We start from the raw sequence: 18,627 nt of genomic DNA, 5'->3' as shown, positions 1-18,627 counted from the left end.
AACTCATTTTTGGACAGAAGTGAGTTAGATCCGAAAGTACGGCTCAGTGCCAGAGGCGTAAATTCAAGGTGTGAATCTGCCACTCTGTTGGGTAGCGCCTTCGGCTTAACCAGCCTTTTGACGTAGGTCGGCATAAGGCGCGCAGCGCCGCCATCCGACAAAATTGTTAGGCTTTTGGTAATTATTCACTACATTAACTCCCTTAACCGTACGAAAGGTTTTCCTGTTTCTGCAGCACGTCTAACCTTCTTAGACAACACCTCTTGTAATGACAACTTTCGTTGCAACATTTCACATATATCTAAGCCATCCATGCACACTAGGCTTTTACCTTTACCGAATGCTAAAAGTCCATCTTCGGTAACGCCACTATCGCTAACGAATAAACCACGAGACCAAGATGCCTTGTCTTCTACTTTTGCATTGAACGAACGTAGATCCGCTGCATCTACAGGCTTGCTCGTCCACTTAGCTTCCAAGAGATATGTTTCACCATACATCTCAAAACTGCCGTCAATTTGCTCGCCAACTATTCGAAAAGAAGCTCGTCCATCCATTCCATTTGCATCAAACAGCTCTTTTAGAAACTTCTCAAATGCAAACCCTCTTGACTGAGGCTCCAACGCACTAACATCCATCAATTTTTTGAGTAGAACGTCCGCAGCCTCTGAACTCAAGTTTGAGAAACCACGCCGTGCAGAATAAGGATTAACTTCTTCAGGTAGTTTACCACCAAGGTTTTTTATTAAGAGGAAAAGTTCAGCTTTAGCATTGGCCATAGTCTCCTCTTGGCCTGATCGGCGGCGTATAGCTTCTCTATATTCCCACAAAGCCAATATAACTTTGATTACATCTTCTGTGCTTGCCTGTCGCAAGTAGAAGCGTAGTCTTTTGGCTTTGCTCGTGCCATTGGCATCATAGGCTGGATCATCAATATTAATACCGAGCTCTTCATTAAAGAACTCTGAGAATGTTCTATTAGAGAAATCTAGGACATAGCCCCCACCCATTTCGAATATTTCATCAAGTAATTTTATATCAAGTGATTTTAGCTTTTTCTGTACAGTCATATTCATACTTGTAATTTAGCCGCTGTTTCGAAACGCGACTGTTACTCGACTGGGGCAGAAACGAGTTACGCTTAAAGGTCCGCTTTTGGCACTAAAGCGACGATAGGAACGAACTCCTGTTCACAGCCATGAACTGCACTTCAGCTAAGGTGCTAGTCAACGTTGGATGGCTTGGCTTCGCCACTTATCCAACCTACTCAGTTATTAATGTAACCGAAGGCACCACCTACGGTTTACTGCCAAACCTCTTTCGACCGTGCAAAACGCACCACTTGATACACGGCAATGTTCTTCTCATTCAATGCTCTAACTAAGTCAGGCACGGCTTGCAATGGCACTTTGAGTAAATAACCATGCTCGACCGGCGTGATAAACCCTAACCGTTCAGGACCTAGGTATTCTTCAAAAGTGCGTCGGGCCATATTTTCATGCTCACCCACTTCAAAATACACTTCATACATATGCTCGGTATATTCTCTTGGTGATCCCATGTCGCAGGCCCGTGCCCCAATGGGAATCAGGTCATGTTCATTTTCCATCGTTTTTACCGTCACTATTTGAATTAAATTTAATGGTTACGATATCGCCCAGAACGCACTAACGACTGGGCGACTTAATTTATTAAAAAGTAACACCACACGGTGCGTGTTACTGTGTCTTTAATTGTCGATTAGCATGCAACGCGTGCTAGAAGTCATCCGTTAAAACATTCACCCCAGCTCGATTTAAGATCCCATAACAATTTGGGCACGCACCAAAATCAACACCTAAGAGTGCATTTTCATCTTTCAGTGTGAATCGAACCGTGGCAATTGCAATTTCTTCAAGCTTTTCACTGGTCAATTTCACTCCTAACGTATCTGCCATGTTCGCGATACGATTAAACGCCTGCACTTCTGCATGCATACCAGGTAACCCTTTAAAATCATTTAATAGAATACCACCCCCTTCAAGCTCCACATTCCCTTCAGGTCCAAAACGGATATAGTCCCTAATAAAACTTTTGGTCAGTTCATTTAGAGTCTGGCCTCGGCTTTCATACGCTGTGCTTACTCTATCAATGTAACGCTCGGGGTCGTTTATACGAAAATATGTTACTTCCTGATCGCCTGCAATCTCTTCGGTTTGATCAACAATAGTAATATATGGCTCATTCTTAACGTCACTAAAAGTTGTCGGTATGTTTATATGTCCTTCCGTTTTGATTATCTCGCCTTCTACTTTTAATTGCGCTTTGGCGTAGGCTGCGCCGCTTCTTAACAATTTATTACTCAAGGGAGTTGCTCGTCCTCGGTAATCAGTCAAATTGAGTTGAGAGCCCGCCCATTCACGGTCCATTGTTGCGTATTTCGCCTCGACCTCCGTCTCGTCCAATAACCGTTCGTTATCACTAAGCTGCGAACTTGCCCTGAAATCTTGCTCTGCGATTTCTTCCCCTGCATCCGGTAGCGCACAGGCACCTTCTCCCGCAGCCATTACTGACCATGGTAAAGCGGTCAATAAATAAGTTAGTAAGAGTGTTTTTTTCATCACGAAACCTTATTTGTATCTGTTAATTATTATCTGGCTGTTAAATTGAGCACAATTGACCAAAGCGCGTGCTTGATAGCTCTTCACCAAACTCAGTAGTCGCAGCTTCTCCCTCAGCTATTTCACTGGCTTCTCCTTCAGCTGCCTCGCCTGAGCTATATGTTTCAAGCTCAATTTCACTGGCATCTGAGGTGGCAAGCTCTTCGAGTAACGGGTTAAATTCTTCACCAAATAGCGACCCAGTAAACAAGTAGTCAAGCAATGGTCCGCTGATCAAAGGCAGTAAAATTTCATCCCAGCCCCCAGAAATCTGCGTTTTTTCTACACGCATAAAGCGGGCAATTTCCTGTCGTTTTAGTACAGCAATGTCCTGCTCTTCTTTGTGAAGCTGCACTAAACCACAGTCAGATAGTGTGTCTTCACTGAGTTGGGCTTTTTTGCTTGCATCATTCAAACTACAAAATGATTGCAGTACTTCATTGGGTGAGTTGTACGCACGTTGCGCATATTCATAAGCAGCGTGATAGATAATCGACTCTCGTCTAAGCGCTCGGTCACTTGCGGGGATCCACTTTTTACCGTATTGATTCATCATCAAAACAGACGCTTTATACAGCTTGTGATAGTTTTGCCCATTACGCGCATAAAAGTCGTTCGCAGCATCTGTGCCTTGCTGCTTTTCGATTGTTTGTAGGGCCGCAATCGCAGTACCAAAAATAACCAATGGCGTGTCGTACGCAGGTAATAGTGAGTAGGGCGATGCCGTATAGTCGGCATGCGCAGGCATATTTGCAAATTTCTCAAACGCAAAAGTACTTAAATAAGGTGTATAGATCCCCATAGGTAAAAAGTGATGGCGAGATTCAAGCTCTTTAAACCAGTCAGTACCTTTGGCGTAATCATTTAAGTAGGTGCTGTGTACATCTGTAAACTTCGCCGCAGGGCGCATCATACTTAACTGATTTACCCCAATAGTATTTTTGAAATAATTTCGCAGTTTTACTTTGTCTTCTGTGGGTATTCCAACGGTTGCCAAATAACCCAAGTAACCGACCGCATCTAGGTTGGTTTTACGTTGTAAGAATTGCTCTGAAAATAGATAGTTTTGCGCTTCTTTGTAAACCGCCGACGCTGCCGACACCATCTTTTTGTGGCTAAATTTATCCACTTTACTTACCAATTCAGGCGTTGTGAGTTTTACTGCCAAAAATCGAGGTGTCGCGTCATTAGAAGCAAGATCACCAAAGCCTGCGGTGTAAGTTGTACATACATCAGCACTTTGGCTGTATGCGACATTGTTGCGGCTGTTGCATTTTGTATCCGCAATATATGCTAACTGGTTTTTTTCAACATAAGTCGGTAACGTTATTTTGCCCAAGTCGGTAAAAGTCCCCGCATTACTATTGGCGGTCGACGCGTTTGCCTTAGATTTTAAATTCACCCAATCTGCTTGGTTCATGTGGAATCGGTCAAAGATTTGATATTGGTTACGCTCGAGGTCTTGTACCGTGATCACCGCTTTCATCGGGTAAACGTAGTCCGCACCAATCACCTTACTTTGACGTTTCACGCTGGCTAAAATGTCAAACACGTCGTCATAACTTGCTTCCAAAAATACGCCGCTGGCACCATTAAAATAGTCACTTGTTTGACTCATATCGGGTACTTCGTTGATCCGAAAAGTCAGGTTTTCCGGGTAATCCTTTTCCTTTAATGGCGCGTGAAATGACTCAAAATCAGCCACTTCAGCTTTTTGTGCAAGTTGCAAGCTGGCAGGATCTTTATCCTTATTATTTGCTTCAGGTACATTGGCAACTCCCCCCAAACTATTCACATCCCAAAAGCGAATAACTTTGTGATAATTTTCGTTGAGGGTGACCAATGGAGAATCATCGTCGCCAATAAAATCAACATCTAGGGTAAAGTCATTGTCAGCAGTGAGAACAATCCCTGAGGTATACAAATTTTCGCGCTCAGCCGCCAGCTCATCACTTATCCAATCTACAGTAAAAATGGATTTATCGGTGGGTTCGGTGTTAGCCGTTAAACCAAGGTAAGGCTTATTCAAAAAATCGTTATAAGCGCGTTCTATATAGCGACCCGCCTTATTACCCGAGTCATGGCGCATCTTCAAACGAATTTGGTTTAATTCTGAGTTGACTACATCAATCTCAAATCGAGACAGACTATCGCTCCCAGCTAGACCTGTCGTTACCGCCACATGATCTTGCACAGCCAATGAAGTTGATACACCACGCCATACGTCTAGCACTTCAATCGTTATGGTGTCTTTGTCGACATACGCAAACCCGCCAACACGAATATGAGGAAGGTTAGCAACATTCTTTGCAGCATCGCTATAAACAATGGTTCCGTCCGCTGGACACTGTTCATTATCAGAGGCAAGAACTGCAAATGGCAATCTGTCCAGATGCTGCAGTTTTATCCTGTAATTACAGTTGGTATTTGGGTTTTCAAACACCTTAGAGTGCAGGCCTTTAATAGCGATAGAGTAATCTCGACCATTCTCGGTGTATGGTAAGTAGTAACCGTCTTGCCATTCACCGTTGCTAGCTTCTAGATCTTGTTGGGTGATCTTAAAGTGCGCGATTACATCGTTATCTATAGTGATACTTGCACAATACGCTCCACCAGAAAAAATGGAGGCAAGCACTAAGCCTACGCATCGTTTATTGAACATTTTTTCAATCATTATAATTTTGTCCTTCTTGTTTGCCGCCTTGGTTTTGACTTTGCGGCAAGTAAGCGTGTGATGTTTTGCATGCTAGTCGCTTACTTGGTAAATCTATGGTTGATTTAATTGTTGCTTTACCATTTGCGTGCGACAAACAAGCCGCTTGCTTTGCAGGAAAGCCGATACAGGCTAACAGGCTAATTTGGGTAACGTATGTGAATAATCCTGAATTAGTCTTAATTTATCTTTTTAATTGAATAATATTATGTTTCAATAACTTGAAGTTGATTATTACTTAGCTAGGATGCAGGTGAGAGTATAATTTGTTAACATCCATTGACCAAAAACAGGCTCTGATCTGACTTCATCATCAAAGCAAAAGCGACAGAAGAAACATAAACTCGTGTCTATTTTTGTTATTGCTCCTGAGATTGTTCTACACAACTAAATCTGGGCGCTTTTTTTAAGGAATTATATTCATATTCCTCTATTAAGTGAGAGGATAGAAAGGCAAGCTACCTGAGCAGCCCTTCAAAAGGATAAAAAATAGTAGCACCGAAAACAAGCCAAGTTAAGCCTTTGATTTAAAACACTTTAACATATCAAACATATCGATTTTTGGTTAGTTAGAACTTGTCGACTCTAGCCTCAATCCATGCATTGGCTGTGTCTTCCGTGCCGCCTTTAGCCACTGGCGCGATCCTAAAACCATTCCACGGATCAGTGAAGCTTTTACCAATAGCCAGCTCTGCGTCTGTAGTAGTTTTTAACGGCCTGCATATTGGCTTCAATTTGTGCGTTTGACTCAGGTAACGCACTATCGCTAAAACTAAACGGGAAAATAAGCACATTATTCTGGAGAATACGTGCTGTGTAATGTGGTACATATGTCTTCATGTTTCATTGTGATCTAAATGAAGGGTGAGCCTTGAATGGCCCCCTTTCCAAGGCTCGGGTGTTAAAATCACATTACTGTTTATCGCGCACATGATTATAAAGCGCCTCAAGAGGACCGTTTTGAATGTACAGTCTCATCAGGTTTGCTTGACTGATAGAAAACATACGCTTGTTATCGTCAGCGACTTGGCTATCGCGCATGTAATTGAATAATAGGTCTTTGTTAGTACACAGAGGGCTTGGTTGGATCACGCCGTCACAAGGTAAGTTGCGATGACCGTTTTCTGGCCCTTGTGTTATATGACCGATTAAGCCCAGATAGTGCCCCATGCTATGCGTCAACGTTTTACCAAGTTTTGCATCAAAACTGCGATTAGAAAAATCTGAAAACTTGCGATGGTCAATGGCTATCCCAGCAAGTGAATTTGACTCGCTATTGGCTGTGAGATGATAGATAGTTTCTTGATCTATGGCTGATGTTGGTTTTTCGCCAACCCACACATTAATCACTTTATTTGCATCCCACATTGATGATTTCATTGCTTGTTCCGTCAGTGTTTGATCTGTCAAAATACGATTGATCCCCGTACTTGGCGCACCATCAATCGTGTTGGTCGCGAGATAAAATGTGATCCCAGTATCGGCAATATATTGTCTATCTTTGTCAGGTATAGGTGTGTGCTCTGGCGCACTGCTGTCTATCAGAAAGTCAAAGTCTGCGAGCAATTTTGAACGCCGAAAGTGCATGTTTAGTAACTCAACATGACTATGAGCTAGTTCATCACTGATAGATATATTTCCATTTTCAATTACGTGTATAACAATCGGTAATCGAATAGATTCAGCAAAGTCGACCGATGCCTCAAAATTTGATGTAAATGTTGCTTCAATATGGCAAGGCGATTGGGCCGACAGAACATGCCAGCGCCCCCTGCTGTCCTGTGCTGCACCGCAGCCGACAATTTTGTCGAGTATATAATCAGTTTGGGGCGTAGCATTAATATCAAAGCTGCTGCCTTGTTCTACATTTTGGGGTAACGAGGAGAGCGAGCCAAAACCTAATACCGAGCTGGTAACCGGAACTATTGTCTGCTTTTCTTGTGCCGTCACTTTGATTGCGCAGGACTTTTCAGTGGCTGTGACCTTGATTTTGCTAGTGTCTTCATTGTATGTCGCACCACATCCGTAGATGGACTCGATTTTATACCCTTGAGTGAGTGTTAGGCTAAACTCTCCACTTTTGCCCGCTTTTAGGTTAAGCGCATTAGGCGTAACAGACATCGCCTGTTCGTCTATCACTATTGAAATTGATGTTACAGAAGGCGCCGCACTATTAATGGGTTGAGACTGCTGTGTGGCGCTTTCATTGTTAGATGAGCCGCCCGAGCACCCTAAAGTCATTAAGCTGATTGCAGCAACTGGAACAAGGCGTGTGATATTCATGATTTATATTCCCTAAGGTGAGTAACATTGGCGCTAAAGCTACCAACTTTGCCTATATTTTCAAACTAAATAGATCTGAGTTTTTCTTAATAAGATGGTTATTAGATTGATTTTTAAACTTATTTTCATTCTTTGGCGATGTTAGCTTAGTTTAGTGTGTTTGTGAGAACTGTGACGAGTTGAAGTCTGATGGGGCCTAAACACAACACAACCATTGTAGAATTACCATGGGCTGGTCTGAGTTCTCACTCGTTTGTCGACGGATGGTGTTAGGCTATAAAAAGTTGTGATATAAAGTTTGACTGGATTTTTGGTAAGGATAGAGGGACCTGCATAAGTATGCGACGCGTTACATGTAAGGCGCGAGTATAAGTTTTAACAAAAGGTACTTGTTGTGCAATTAAAAGTTGGAAAGTGGGTTTTAAATGAAAAGCGATTTAGTATTCTCGATGGTCAAAATGAGCTAGAACTAAGTCCCACGGCATTTAAACTGCTTCACCTGTTGGTATTAAAATCAGATAACGTAGTTTCCATTGCTGAAATAAAGAAGCAAGTTTGGAACACGGAACACACAACGGATAACCTCGTTTATCAAACGGTGCGTAATTTACGTCTTGCACTTGAAAGCGGCGACGAACAGGCGTACATAAAAACAGTGCCTCGGTGTGGTTATCAGCTCATTGCACAAGTAAGTCATTTAGCTGATGAAGTAACAACCGTAGACACTTCGGACACTATGGTGAAGAACAGTAGGAAACCACCACATAACAATGTGTCAGTGTCGAAACGGATGCTTATGCTTATAATGAGCAGTTTTGTGGCGCTATGCGCCTATGTGTGGATCCATTTCAACCAAACACACCCAGAAACATTACATTCAGAAGAACTGATAGATGCACCTTATCTAGTCGTGATCAACACAGGTACCGATGAAAAAGAAAAAAAATTGGCGGCGCTTCAAAAGAAGTTGGTTAATGCGCTCAACATTTCAAATGTGGTTGTGGCACAGAACAACGCGTTTTTAGAAAAAGTGAATAGTTTAGGTAGCCAGCCAAAACTGGTGATCAAATACCTACCAGAAAAAGAAACTGTCCTCGCGCTCGTGATGATGGGACTACCTGCTCGGCTGATTCATATCGAATATCAGCCCCTCAATAAGTTTGATACCCATGAGGTGCGCTCAAAGCTAGTAAGCCAATTTACCACGCCAATGCTTCGTCAAGGCAACTCTGGGATAGCAGAATTAGTGCGAGGGAGTAAAGAGCTAAAGGCTTTAGCTGCACTATCTGAAAGCGATAATATCCAACGTGCGATTGTAACGCTTCGACTTGAAATTGACGGCAGTAGTTTAAACGAGCAGCAAAAACGAGCCAAACATGCATTTGTTAATACCTTACTGGCATTTTACCGGATAGAGTTTGTTGAAGACAGTAAGCTACAGGCAGGTGTGAACTTTTTGCTGGCGCGCTATCACCAAAGTAATTACGCATTAATTTCAGCGGCATTATACCTAGCAAATGTAGATAATGGGCACATTGCATTTCAATTGCTAGAAAAGTTAGAACAGGACCATTTTCTAACTTACATTCAGGGGCTACTTCATATTGAATTAGATGAAGAAAATCGTGCATTAAAGCACTTCGAAAAAGTGTACGAACACGAACCTGAATTTGAAGACAATGCCTATTTTTATTTTCTAGAGCTGCTTTATAGTCCTCGTAATGAAGAATTACGTCAGTATCAAACTACTATTCAAAGCCATCCATATATTTCTACCAGTATAGATTTTGTTTTTGCGAATTGGTTCATGATGCAAGGTGACTTTGAACATGTCTTTACGCTCCTGAGTGACCGACACGCGCAAATGATTTGCAATGATGATTTTAATGGCACTATGGCGCAACTTAATGTAGTTCTGGGTAATTTTGAAGAAAGTGAATATTGGGCTAACCAATTACCTTCCAGAGATTGGCGGCTGCCATGGTTAGCTTTCTCTAAATATGCCTATGAGAAAAAACTAAAGGAGTACCCTCGGTGGTATCAATCCTATGCGCCAGATATACTGGGTGGCGACAGTTTGTTTGAAGCGCTTTTCTTAAACGCCACCGCTTATCTAGCGCTCGGTGAAAAGCAACAAGCGATGCCGTTTTATTCACAAATGGGGAAATCGCTTTCTAGGTTCAGCCAACAAGCGCTATTGGATGTGGCCAATGTTGTCACACGAGTTCAAGTAGAGTCACTTACAGTAGATGAACGAGTACGACTGTTGTCGCAGCTTGAAAATACTGCACTAGCTATGCCAATGGATGAAATTGCGCTCACCGATCTCGTACTAGCGCGCTTTTTTGTGCTCTATGGTGATATGATCAGAGCGGAGCAAGCGTTGATCCAAGGGTGTAATAAAAGTCCGGCTGTGTGTCAAAGCTGGGGGGCATTCCCGCTACTATCTCAAGTAGCGAGCACCCAGAATGTCGCACAAGCTAAATCTCAAGCAAAGGCTAGAATGGTTGAGTTACAACCTCGTATTAACTTACTTAATAAACAGTTACGCGGTGTATGTGAGAAAGACTAAGTACATAGTGTGTTGTTAAATATTTTTTATTGGTATTTGAGCACCTAAATCTCTAAGGGGTTAGTTTGAGGATTTAGAGTAACCACAAATCCTCAATTAAAACTCGTTCATTTAAAAAACACGCGCTTACAGTTCAAAAAAACTACCTTCTTGCTTCGCGCTCTAGGCGCTCGGTTTCTTCTTCTATCATTTTAAACATTTGCGCTTTTATATAGGCTTCTTGCCCTTTGAGTTCTCCCAGCTGTTTTTCTAGTGCATCTATTTGCTCTTGCTCGCTATTACTTTGATATTCACGCGCCCCGATATGCTGATTTGTCTGGGCGCTTGCATCGATTGTATCGTTTGTGGCGGCTGGGCTTTGAGCATCAATCCGTAACACCCGCTGCAAAGGAGAACTTTTTAGCTTATTGATTTGCGCCCTGAGTTGCTCAATTCGCTCTTTAAGCAATGCCAGTGCTTCTTCAAAGTTTTCATATTGCTCTTTAAACTGTGGATTACCCGCTTTATAGCCCTGTGCAATACCATCAAAGTGTTCACTCAGCATCACATCTTTTTTTTGCTCTGGCTCGCTCACATCGTTATTGCTGTTAAGATTTGCGGGGCTATTTTGCGTAGGTGTATTGGCTGGGGTAGCAACCACCGCAGAATGTGCGACTATCTTCATTTTCTATCCTTAGAAGTCTATGTTTACTGAATAATTAACGGCCAAATGAACGCTAACTTTAATAATATTGCGCCGTAAATTAATCGCTCTGCGCACAAACCGCCTATACTCAAAGTTATCTTTGTTATCACTGAATTGAGCATATTGAAACGATTGTATTACTTGGTATTAGCTTGGTTATCGTTGCTGTTTATAAATATTCCGCAAGCATACAGTCAAAATGTACCGCTTAGGCCCATTACGTTATCAACGACGAACGACCCAAGAACCCCCTTGTATCAACAAGCAACGCAAGTATTGAATGTTGCTTTAGCTGAACTGGGCTATGAGCTTACTGTGGTAACGCTCCCCAATAAGCGCAGTTTAAGTTGGGCAAATCTCGGCAAAGTAGACGGCGAGTTATTTCGTGTGAGCGATCTTGATTTAGTGTCTCTACCAAACTTAGAGCAAGTTGAACAGGCAATTGCTGTGGTTGACCAATCCGTAGTAGGAAAAGACCATATTGTGGTGGATGGCTGGCCTAGCATGAAAGACTATACCATTGCTTATGAACGTGGTACTGCATTTTTAGACAAAAATCAGGCACGATTTAAAGGCGTTATTTTGGTCAATGATTTTCATCAAGCTATTGAACTTATCAGTATGGGGCGTGCCGATATAACAATTACCAGCCGTGCTACCGCAGCACGATTACTCAGTGTCTCACCGATTATGTTTGCCGATGTAAAAATACACACGCCACCGCTGGTTGAAATCAAACTACACACTTATATCAACAAACAGCTCCATCCTCACCTTGCCAAGCGGCTATCGCATTTGCTGTTTAAAATGAAACAAGACGGCCGCTTTGAGCAATTAAGTCAAATCGATTGAATTAGGTATTGCTTACCACGCGATTTTTAACTTTACTAACAATGCCGTTCACGCGTACCAGCCAATACAGCATGGTCAATAAAATAATGACATCAGCATACTCAACCAGCACAAAGCTTCCAATGGCATCGGGCGCACTTTTTAAACCTTGCCCAACAAACGACCCCACAGCAATAAACAGTGCAAAACACATACGCCAAACATGGCGTGTTAAGCGCACTGTAGAAGTTAACGTTTGAACAAGCATATAACGAATATCTAACAGCGCGCTGATGATAGGCAGTACCCCAAACATAATATAAGGCTCTAGCGTAACGCCTTGGTAAAAACCGCTTTGTGATTGAGTTGCCCAATAGCCACACAGCAAACTATAAAGCCCTATCACAAAAGCACCGATACACAAGGCAAGATTTAAGCAACCGCGCCTTGCATGGGCAAATTTAAATACCCCCACACCAGAGAGCACTAAATAGATGGTAAAAAATCCAGCAATCGCCGTGATTATCATGGGCATCATGTAAGCAATAACAATACCCGGTATCGCCATCAACACCATGGTGATCACAAACCAGTTTCCTGATTGGATATGGCGTGCTTTCCCTTTGGATGTAAATAACGCAATATATCCTGCAATAACTGCAATAGCGCCAAAAAAGATATGAGAATATAAAACGGCCGACTGCACCATGACTGCTCCTAAATAGCTAAAAGTTCAATTTAGAACCATACTAGGCTGGCAGTGAGTTATATTCGTCCTAGCCACATAGCGAGGACAAAAAATCATAGACAAAAATAAATAAAAGCAATAATTACAAAAAGTTAAAAATGACATTCAAAGAACCACATATCTTAGAGATACTTTTTTCTAGTCTATCACTTGGGGTAGGCAGCTTTGCTATGCACGTAATTTTAGACAAAGTTAAACATCAACCATTTTACTTACCGCTGTTATTGCTCATGTTGGGGCTCACCATTATCAGTGCTTCTGGGTTTGTTTTTTTTGCTTTTGAACAGGGTGTAATTACCTATATTGCCCTGTTAGCACCTTGCTTTTTACTGCTGGCTCCAAGCCTTTGGTTGTACACAAATGGGTTAGTCGCGGTTGAACCTTGGCGGTTTAAACATGCCTATATCAAACATTACTTGCCCTCGTTGCTTAGCCTTAGTTTGACCATGGCGCTATTGCTTGCGCCAAACGCTTTGCTACAAAAGATGTTTTTTACGGATGAAGTTGTGGCAAATACGGCGCTTACCGTATTTATCAGTGTGGCCATTATGCTTGTGCTTGCCGTTTGGTTTATGCAAACCGCCTACTATCTGTACAAACTTATCAACTTAACTAAGCGCTATCACCAACAGCTCAAAGACGTATTTTGCGACCTGAGCAATAAAAAATATCAGTGGCTGATTTATATCACGATGGCGATGCTTTTAAATTGGATCTGGGGCGTTTTATCGATTGCACTAGATAACCAAAGTATCGCATTGTTCGCTCCTCAGTGCGGGCAAGCGCTGTGCCTAATTACTATCTGGGGCTTTGCGTATTATGGTTTAAAGCAACAACCAGGATTTGCCAACACCTATGCGCAAACCCAAAAGCCTATTACGGATACTGATACCACTAGAGCTGAAGACGCTGCATCTTATAAACGCTCTGCCCTTTCGCAAGAACACGCCAGCAAAATTGCAGATAAAATTCAGCATGCGCTCGTGCAGCAACGCATTTACCTCGACGCTAACCTCAATCTGTTTAAATTAGCAAAGCACTTAAATGAGCCCAGCCAATATGTGTCGCAAACGCTCAGCCAAGTAATGCAAACGTCATTTTTTGAATGTATAAATAATGCCCGAGTTGAAGAGGCAAAAACAAAACTACTCGCAGGCCAGGGTAACGTGTTAGAGATTGCCATGTCGGTGGGTTTTAACACTCGGTCTTCTTTTTATAAAGCGTTTAAAAGCGCCACAGGACAAACACCGAGCCAGTTTCAAAAAGCCCATAACTCGTAGTTCATCACGTACTTTATATTAGCGCTATACTTACCAAGTGAGACGATAAAAATAGGGGTGAAGTCATGCGGTTAAACTCTGCTGTAAGACAAGTGCTAGGCGTTGCAATACTCGCACACGCCCCTTTGTTACACGCAAGTAATAACGTTGACTTATTCTCTCTTGATTTGAGTGAGTTACTTAATGTGACCGTTGAAGCAAGAAAGGTTGAAGAAAACCTACAAAATACCCCCATTTCGGTGTCTGTGATGTCGGGCGAATTTTTACAGCAACGCGCACTAGATAACTTAGTCGATGCCGCTTATTTTATCCCGAACATTGATATCACGACGGTAGGTGAAAACTCAGGCTGTACACACTGCGGGGGTATTACCATTCGCGGGGTTGGTCAAGTGGACCCTATCCCTACCACAGATCCCAGTGTTGGCTTGTACATTGATGGCGTGTACCACGCTCGCGCCGCAGGTGCCATTATCAACTTTTTAGATATCGACCGAGTTGAAGTGTTGCGAGGGCCACAAGGCACGTTATATGGCAAAAACTCCATTGGTGGTGCCATCAATGTATTAACCAATAAAGTCAGCGATAAAGATCATGTTAGCGGCGCTATCACCGCAGGTGATTACCATCGGCGCGACACCACGTTGCTGGCCAATCTGCCACTCAATGAGCAATGGGCAACGCGCATCGCTGTTGCCAAATTTAGTGAAGATGGCTTTGTAAAGCGCTTAAATGGGCAACTTGAAGGCGGTCAAGATGAGTTCAGTCTGTTAGCCAAATTAAGGTATAAACATTCAAATACCCTGCGTGTTGAATTCAGCTTAGACAGACAATTACAAAATAACGGCACCGCGCCCTCGGTGTTGGCTAAAAAAGACGACCAAGCCAGTTTGATCAGCTTGTTTAACTCAGTTGCGCAACAGTCGCCTGCCATCGATGAAATACCTATTTTACAAACATTTAGCGACCCATTTTTAAGTGCTGCTACCGCCGAAAACGAAAATAGATTGGACCAAATTGGCTATCGCAGCACCATCGAGTGGGGCATAAGCGATAACACCCACCTTAAGACCATTGTCAGCTACCGCGCTTTAGATGCACTTTATGGTCGAGACTTTGATAATAACCCAGTCAATATTGGCTTTACCCATGACGAGCAAACGCAGCGCCAACGCTCAATCGAATTTAATTTATCGAGTAGACAAAGCGAACACTTCAAGTGGTTACTTGGGCTTTACGCCATCGACGAGCACATTGATTACGACTTTCGTTTTGTATTTTTAGAGGGGCTGTATGCTGGCCTTGAAGCACTACCAAGCCCGCTTGATGGCTCTCCTTTGTCAAACCCAACCAGCATAGGAGGAGCAGGTAACCCTTTGAATATTGGGCTTGATTTAGATAATACCTTTAACAACGAAATTGATAACCAAAGCATGGCGTTATTTGCCCACAGCAGCTATCAGTTTGCGCCCAAATGGACCTTAACCACCGGCGGGCGTTTAACATGGGAAGATAAAAAACAACAAGTGGTGACCCGCTTAAATATCGCAGATGTTATTGCCATCAACCGCACCGATCAAAGCCCTGAAGGCGCCATTGAAAAAAGCTGGCGGGTATTTTCTCCGTTAGTGGGGGTGCAATACAATCACTCAGCCGATGCGATGGTATTTTTTAATGCGACAAGAGGGTTTAAATCGGGTGGCTTTAATGGTGTTGCCAATACGCCGGTGTCGGCACGCCCGTTCGAACCTGAATATTTAACCTCGTACGAACTTGGTATGCGCTCACAGTGGCTTAATAATAAGTTGCGCGTTAACAGCACGGCATTTTTACTTAAACACAAAGATATGCAATTGCGCGGTGGTGAATCTAATGAAGACTCAGGGGTTGAGATCTTTATCGATAATGTAGGTAATACTCAGACCAAGGGCATTGAGTTAGAAGTTGAAGCCTTAGTCACTCGCACGCTCAACGTAAGTGCAAGTTTATCCTACACAGATGCCGAATTTACCGATGTTGGCACTGCTACTGAGGTAACCACTAACAGCGAGCTTATCAAAACGCCGCGTTGGACAGGCGCATTAAGCATCAAAAAAGACTGGCAGATTGGCGATGGCAAAATGCTGACCACTCGCCTCAGTTGGGCGTATCGCAGCGAAGTGTATAACGATGTGTTTAACAACGAACACGCCAAGCAAAAATCGCTCTCGTTAGTCAATTTATATGTGCAATACCCTATCAGCGAGCAACTTAGCGCCAGAGCCTTTGTAACCAACTTAACGGATGAGTATCACGTTATTGGCGCCAACGACTTTACCAGTGCCTTTGGTGTCTCTGAGTATTATTTAGCGCCACCACGACAAGTAGGCCTGTCTTTTAATTATCAGTTTTAAACAGCAAAGCGCCACTCATTCACACTCGCACCGTAGTAATTGCTTGCGCCTCGCTATATCATCTTACCCATCAAAACCTAAATTACGGCAACTACTTATATGACTCGTCTGATCCAGCTATTTCCATTATGGGCCATTTTACTCAGTACCATAGCCTACATGTTTCCCGAGTTATTTGTTGGTTTTAAAGAGGCGATTGTTCCCCTATTGATGGTCATTATGCTCACCATGGGTCTTACTTTAACAAGCCAAGACTTTGCCAACGTACTGCACAGTAAACTGGCGGTATCGCTGGGGGTTGTGTTGCAATTTACGGTGATGCCTTTGCTCGCTTTTGCTATTTCACATTTGCTTAGTTTTAACACCGAATTGCTCATAGGTATGGTATTGGTGGGTGCGGTTGCTGGTGGCACGGCAAGTAACGTGATGTGCTACTTAGCAAAAGGGAATGTCGCTTTGTCTATCTCTATGACTGCTATCAGCACCTTGCTTGGGGTGATCTTAACGCCGCTAATAACAAGTGCTTTAATTGGCCAAGTTGTCGATATTCCCGTTCAAGCCATGCTGATAAGCCTGCTAAAAATTGTGCTGCTACCGGTTACTATTGGCGTGCTGGTTAACACGTTTTGTAGCAAAGCGCTGTCAAAAGCAACGCCCTTTTTACCGCTGGTTTCTATGGCCGCTATCATCTTCATCATTGCCATCATAGTCGCGCTTAACCAAGGTAAATTACAAAGTATTGGCTTGGCTATCTTTATTGCCGTGATGCTACATAACAGTGCGGGGCTATTGCTGGGGTATTGGTTGCCAAAACTGTTTGGGCAAAGTGAACAAGTATGTAAAACCATCGCCTTTGAAGTGGGTATGCAAAACTCAGGTTTAGCAGTGGCGCTTGCAATGAAATTTTTTACGCCCGCATCAGCGGTTGCAGGTACATTGTTTTCAATTTGGCACAATGTTAGCGGCTCAATACTGGCTGGGGTTTTTAGCAAAAAGACGGCAGAAAAAGAAAATTAACAACTTGATTTAAAAGTAAAACAAAAAAGCCGCCTTGCTGGCGGCTTTAACGGATCATCAACATGTAAAGGAAGCTAACGTAGCTTATTTGCTTTCAAGTAACTTACTTGAGCTTGAGCCAATTTCAATTTTGCGTGGCTTCAATGCTTCTGGGATTTCACGCTCTAAGTCAATAATTAACAGGCCGTTTTCAAGCTCTGCGCCCAATACTTTAACATGGTCACCCAGTTGGAATTTGCGCTCAAAGTTTCGCTGCGCAATACCTTGGTGAATAAATTTTCGGTCTTGGCTTGGCTCTTTGTCCTGCTTCTCACCTTTAACCAGTAACGCATTGCCTTCTGACTCAAGCGATAACTCTTGTTCGGTAAAACCTGCAACCGCCATGGTAATTTGGTACTTATCGCTGCCCAGCGCCTCAATATTGTACGGAGGGAAGCTTGGCTGCTTTTCATTTCTTGCTGCAGCATCCATTAACGATGCTAAGTGGTCAAAACCGATGAATGAACGGTAAAGTGGAGATAGATCGACTGTTTGCATAATTTGTATCCTCATAAAGCAATAACTAACACTGTTTACTCTTTAAAATAAACCAATAAACAGCATATAAAACAAAATGTTATATTGTGCGGGACCCTGTCGGCGTCCTCACTAACCTATCTATGGACTGCGGTAAAAATTTTCAAGCAAGTTTTCTAAAAAAATTACAACAGATTGATTTTAAATAACTTTAATTTTTTCATTTAAGACTTGTGGTGAAAAGCGCCATAGATGTTGGCATCGCTACACAAATGCCTGACGATAAGTTGATAAAACGCCAAGGATTTGCCCCTCCCTTGGTAGGCTCACCTATGATAGTCGCTTGCCCTAGGTGCTTAAAGTGATATGCAAACTCTTCCGCTACCGAAAATGTTTTATTACTAATCAATATGTAGATGGGCACGTTAGGACGCTGCTTGCCAGTAACGAGAACGGTCCAAAACCCGCTATTGTTAGTTAGTAATTTATTAAAATACATCAGATAGTTAGATCAACACTTACCAAAGTGTTCAGTAAGAATAAGCACTATCACAAAATGAATTTAAAGATGTAGTAACAAAGAGGTTTGTGCTTTTTTTGGCATTTTCTTAACAACAAGCAAATAAGAGTTATCAATCATTCGCTCGATTTCACCTTGAGGAATAGAACCATCAAGCAGCACCGTGTTCCATAAGCGTTTATTCATATGATAACCGGGTAAAACTGACGGAAATATATCCCTAAGCGCCTGCGCTTCGTCGGGGTCACACTTGAGATTTATTCGCCAAATATCGCTGCGCTCACCGCCCATATCTTTGTCTTTAGCCAAGGTGGCAAACATTTTGTCTTTGACTTTATAAACATCCACCCCTTCACCAAATGGCTGGCTTACGGTTGCCTCTGGTTTGTTTAAAAAGTATTGATGAACTTGATGATGATCCATAACCACT

At 42.7% G+C, this 18,627-nt stretch carries 16 protein-coding genes; 5 read left to right on the top strand and 11 right to left on the bottom strand.

Annotation, left to right across the window (positions count from 1 at the left end; genetic code table 11):
- Positions 1-188 precede the first annotated feature (188 nt).
- From HC733_RS02465 to HC733_RS02440, 6 genes are all read right to left on the bottom strand, one after another.
- On the bottom strand, positions 189-1,070 hold the full coding sequence (locus HC733_RS02465) for a restriction endonuclease (RefSeq protein WP_203219202.1): 882 nt from the start codon (positions 1,068-1,070) through the stop codon (positions 189-191).
- 233 nt (positions 1,071-1,303) lie between these two features.
- On the bottom strand, positions 1,304-1,609 hold the full coding sequence (locus HC733_RS02460; RefSeq protein ID WP_203219201.1) for a hypothetical protein: 306 nt from the start codon (positions 1,607-1,609) through the stop codon (positions 1,304-1,306).
- 148 nt (positions 1,610-1,757) lie between these two features.
- Positions 1,758-2,600, bottom strand: a complete 843-nt coding sequence (locus tag HC733_RS02455; protein WP_190363477.1) for a YwqJ-related putative deaminase — start codon at positions 2,598-2,600, stop codon at positions 1,758-1,760.
- A gap of 40 nt (positions 2,601-2,640) precedes the next feature.
- The gene (locus HC733_RS02450) at positions 2,641-5,313 is read right to left on the bottom strand and encodes a hypothetical protein (RefSeq protein ID WP_190363476.1); all 2,673 of its coding nucleotides are present in this window, start codon (positions 5,311-5,313) and stop codon (positions 2,641-2,643) included.
- A gap of 714 nt (positions 5,314-6,027) precedes the next feature.
- A complete protein-coding gene (locus tag HC733_RS02445; RefSeq protein ID WP_190363475.1) occupies positions 6,028-6,192 on the bottom strand; it encodes a hypothetical protein in 165 nt (54 codons plus the stop codon).
- Positions 6,193-6,264: 72 nt separating this feature from the next.
- Entirely contained in the window at positions 6,265-7,635 is a 1,371-nt protein-coding gene (locus HC733_RS02440) for a M43 family zinc metalloprotease (RefSeq protein ID WP_190363474.1), read from the bottom strand.
- A 394-nt stretch (positions 7,636-8,029) separates the two neighbouring features.
- On the opposite strand from HC733_RS02440, the gene HC733_RS02435 reads away from it, so the two are divergent.
- Positions 8,030-10,207 (top strand): winged helix-turn-helix domain-containing protein, encoded by a 2,178-nt coding sequence (locus tag HC733_RS02435; RefSeq protein WP_190363473.1) that lies wholly within the window; start codon positions 8,030-8,032, stop codon positions 10,205-10,207.
- Positions 10,208-10,349: 142 nt separating this feature from the next.
- Here HC733_RS02435 and HC733_RS02430 read toward each other — a convergent pair whose 3' ends face one another.
- Positions 10,350-10,871 carry a hypothetical protein gene (locus HC733_RS02430; protein WP_190363472.1) on the bottom strand — a complete coding sequence of 174 codons (522 nt, stop codon included), beginning with the start codon at positions 10,869-10,871 and terminating at the stop codon, positions 10,350-10,352.
- A gap of 144 nt (positions 10,872-11,015) precedes the next feature.
- Here HC733_RS02430 and HC733_RS02425 point away from each other — a divergent pair, with 144 nt between their 5' ends.
- Positions 11,016-11,744, top strand: coding sequence for a substrate-binding periplasmic protein (locus HC733_RS02425; protein WP_190363471.1), 729 nt, complete (start codon positions 11,016-11,018; stop codon positions 11,742-11,744).
- A gap of 1 nt (position 11,745) precedes the next feature.
- Here the strand turns inward: HC733_RS02425 and HC733_RS02420 are convergent, their stop codons facing one another.
- Positions 11,746-12,432 (bottom strand): hypothetical protein, encoded by a 687-nt coding sequence (locus HC733_RS02420; RefSeq protein ID WP_190363470.1) that lies wholly within the window; start codon positions 12,430-12,432, stop codon positions 11,746-11,748.
- Positions 12,433-12,641: 209 nt separating this feature from the next.
- Here HC733_RS02420 and HC733_RS02415 point away from each other — a divergent pair, with 209 nt between their 5' ends.
- From HC733_RS02415 to HC733_RS02405, 3 genes are all read left to right on the top strand, one after another.
- Positions 12,642-13,751, top strand: coding sequence for a helix-turn-helix domain-containing protein (locus tag HC733_RS02415; protein ID WP_190363469.1), 1,110 nt, complete (start codon positions 12,642-12,644; stop codon positions 13,749-13,751).
- A gap of 65 nt (positions 13,752-13,816) precedes the next feature.
- Entirely contained in the window at positions 13,817-16,144 is a 2,328-nt protein-coding gene (locus tag HC733_RS02410) for a TonB-dependent receptor (RefSeq protein ID WP_190363468.1), read from the top strand.
- A 99-nt stretch (positions 16,145-16,243) separates the two neighbouring features.
- Positions 16,244-17,161, top strand: coding sequence for a bile acid:sodium symporter family protein (locus tag HC733_RS02405; RefSeq protein WP_190363467.1), 918 nt, complete (start codon positions 16,244-16,246; stop codon positions 17,159-17,161).
- Positions 17,162-17,245: 84 nt separating this feature from the next.
- On the opposite strand, the gene HC733_RS02400 is transcribed toward HC733_RS02405, so the two are convergent.
- From HC733_RS02400 to HC733_RS02390, 3 genes are all read right to left on the bottom strand, one after another.
- On the bottom strand, positions 17,246-17,698 hold the full coding sequence (locus HC733_RS02400; protein ID WP_190363466.1) for an Hsp20 family protein: 453 nt from the start codon (positions 17,696-17,698) through the stop codon (positions 17,246-17,248).
- 199 nt (positions 17,699-17,897) lie between these two features.
- On the bottom strand, positions 17,898-18,176 hold the full coding sequence (locus HC733_RS02395) for a S41 family peptidase (protein ID WP_190363465.1): 279 nt from the start codon (positions 18,174-18,176) through the stop codon (positions 17,898-17,900).
- A gap of 63 nt (positions 18,177-18,239) precedes the next feature.
- Positions 18,240-18,620 carry an MmcQ/YjbR family DNA-binding protein gene (locus tag HC733_RS02390; RefSeq protein WP_190363464.1) on the bottom strand — a complete coding sequence of 127 codons (381 nt, stop codon included), beginning with the start codon at positions 18,618-18,620 and terminating at the stop codon, positions 18,240-18,242.
- Positions 18,621-18,627 lie beyond the last annotated feature (7 nt).

It is taken from the genome of Pseudoalteromonas sp. S16_S37 (genome assembly GCF_014694405.1).
In the GTDB taxonomy this organism is placed as follows: domain Bacteria; phylum Pseudomonadota; class Gammaproteobacteria; order Enterobacterales; family Alteromonadaceae; genus Pseudoalteromonas.
This window is presented reverse-complemented; position numbering and strand designations above follow the sequence as displayed.

Coding starts and splice junctions, on each gene's coding strand:
- HC733_RS02465 (WP_203219202.1), bottom strand. CDS start 1,070: ATGACTGTACAGAAAAAGCTAAAATCACTTGATATAAAATTACTTGAT.
- HC733_RS02460 (WP_203219201.1), bottom strand. CDS start 1,609: ATGGAAAATGAACATGACCTGATTCCCATTGGGGCACGGGCCTGCGAC.
- HC733_RS02455 (WP_190363477.1), bottom strand. CDS start 2,600: ATGAAAAAAACACTCTTACTAACTTATTTATTGACCGCTTTACCATGG.
- HC733_RS02450 (WP_190363476.1), bottom strand. CDS start 5,313: ATGATTGAAAAAATGTTCAATAAACGATGCGTAGGCTTAGTGCTTGCC.
- HC733_RS02445 (WP_190363475.1), bottom strand. CDS start 6,192: ATGAAGACATATGTACCACATTACACAGCACGTATTCTCCAGAATAAT.
- HC733_RS02440 (WP_190363474.1), bottom strand. CDS start 7,635: ATGAATATCACACGCCTTGTTCCAGTTGCTGCAATCAGCTTAATGACT.
- HC733_RS02430 (WP_190363472.1), bottom strand. CDS start 10,871: ATGAAGATAGTCGCACATTCTGCGGTGGTTGCTACCCCAGCCAATACA.
- HC733_RS02420 (WP_190363470.1), bottom strand. CDS start 12,432: ATGGTGCAGTCGGCCGTTTTATATTCTCATATCTTTTTTGGCGCTATT.
- HC733_RS02415 (WP_190363469.1), top strand. CDS start 12,642: ATGCACGTAATTTTAGACAAAGTTAAACATCAACCATTTTACTTACCG.
- HC733_RS02410 (WP_190363468.1), top strand. CDS start 13,817: ATGCGGTTAAACTCTGCTGTAAGACAAGTGCTAGGCGTTGCAATACTC.
- HC733_RS02405 (WP_190363467.1), top strand. CDS start 16,244: ATGACTCGTCTGATCCAGCTATTTCCATTATGGGCCATTTTACTCAGT.
- HC733_RS02400 (WP_190363466.1), bottom strand. CDS start 17,698: ATGCAAACAGTCGATCTATCTCCACTTTACCGTTCATTCATCGGTTTT.
- HC733_RS02395 (WP_190363465.1), bottom strand. CDS start 18,176: ATGTATTTTAATAAATTACTAACTAACAATAGCGGGTTTTGGACCGTT.
- HC733_RS02390 (WP_190363464.1), bottom strand. CDS start 18,620: ATGGATCATCATCAAGTTCATCAATACTTTTTAAACAAACCAGAGGCA.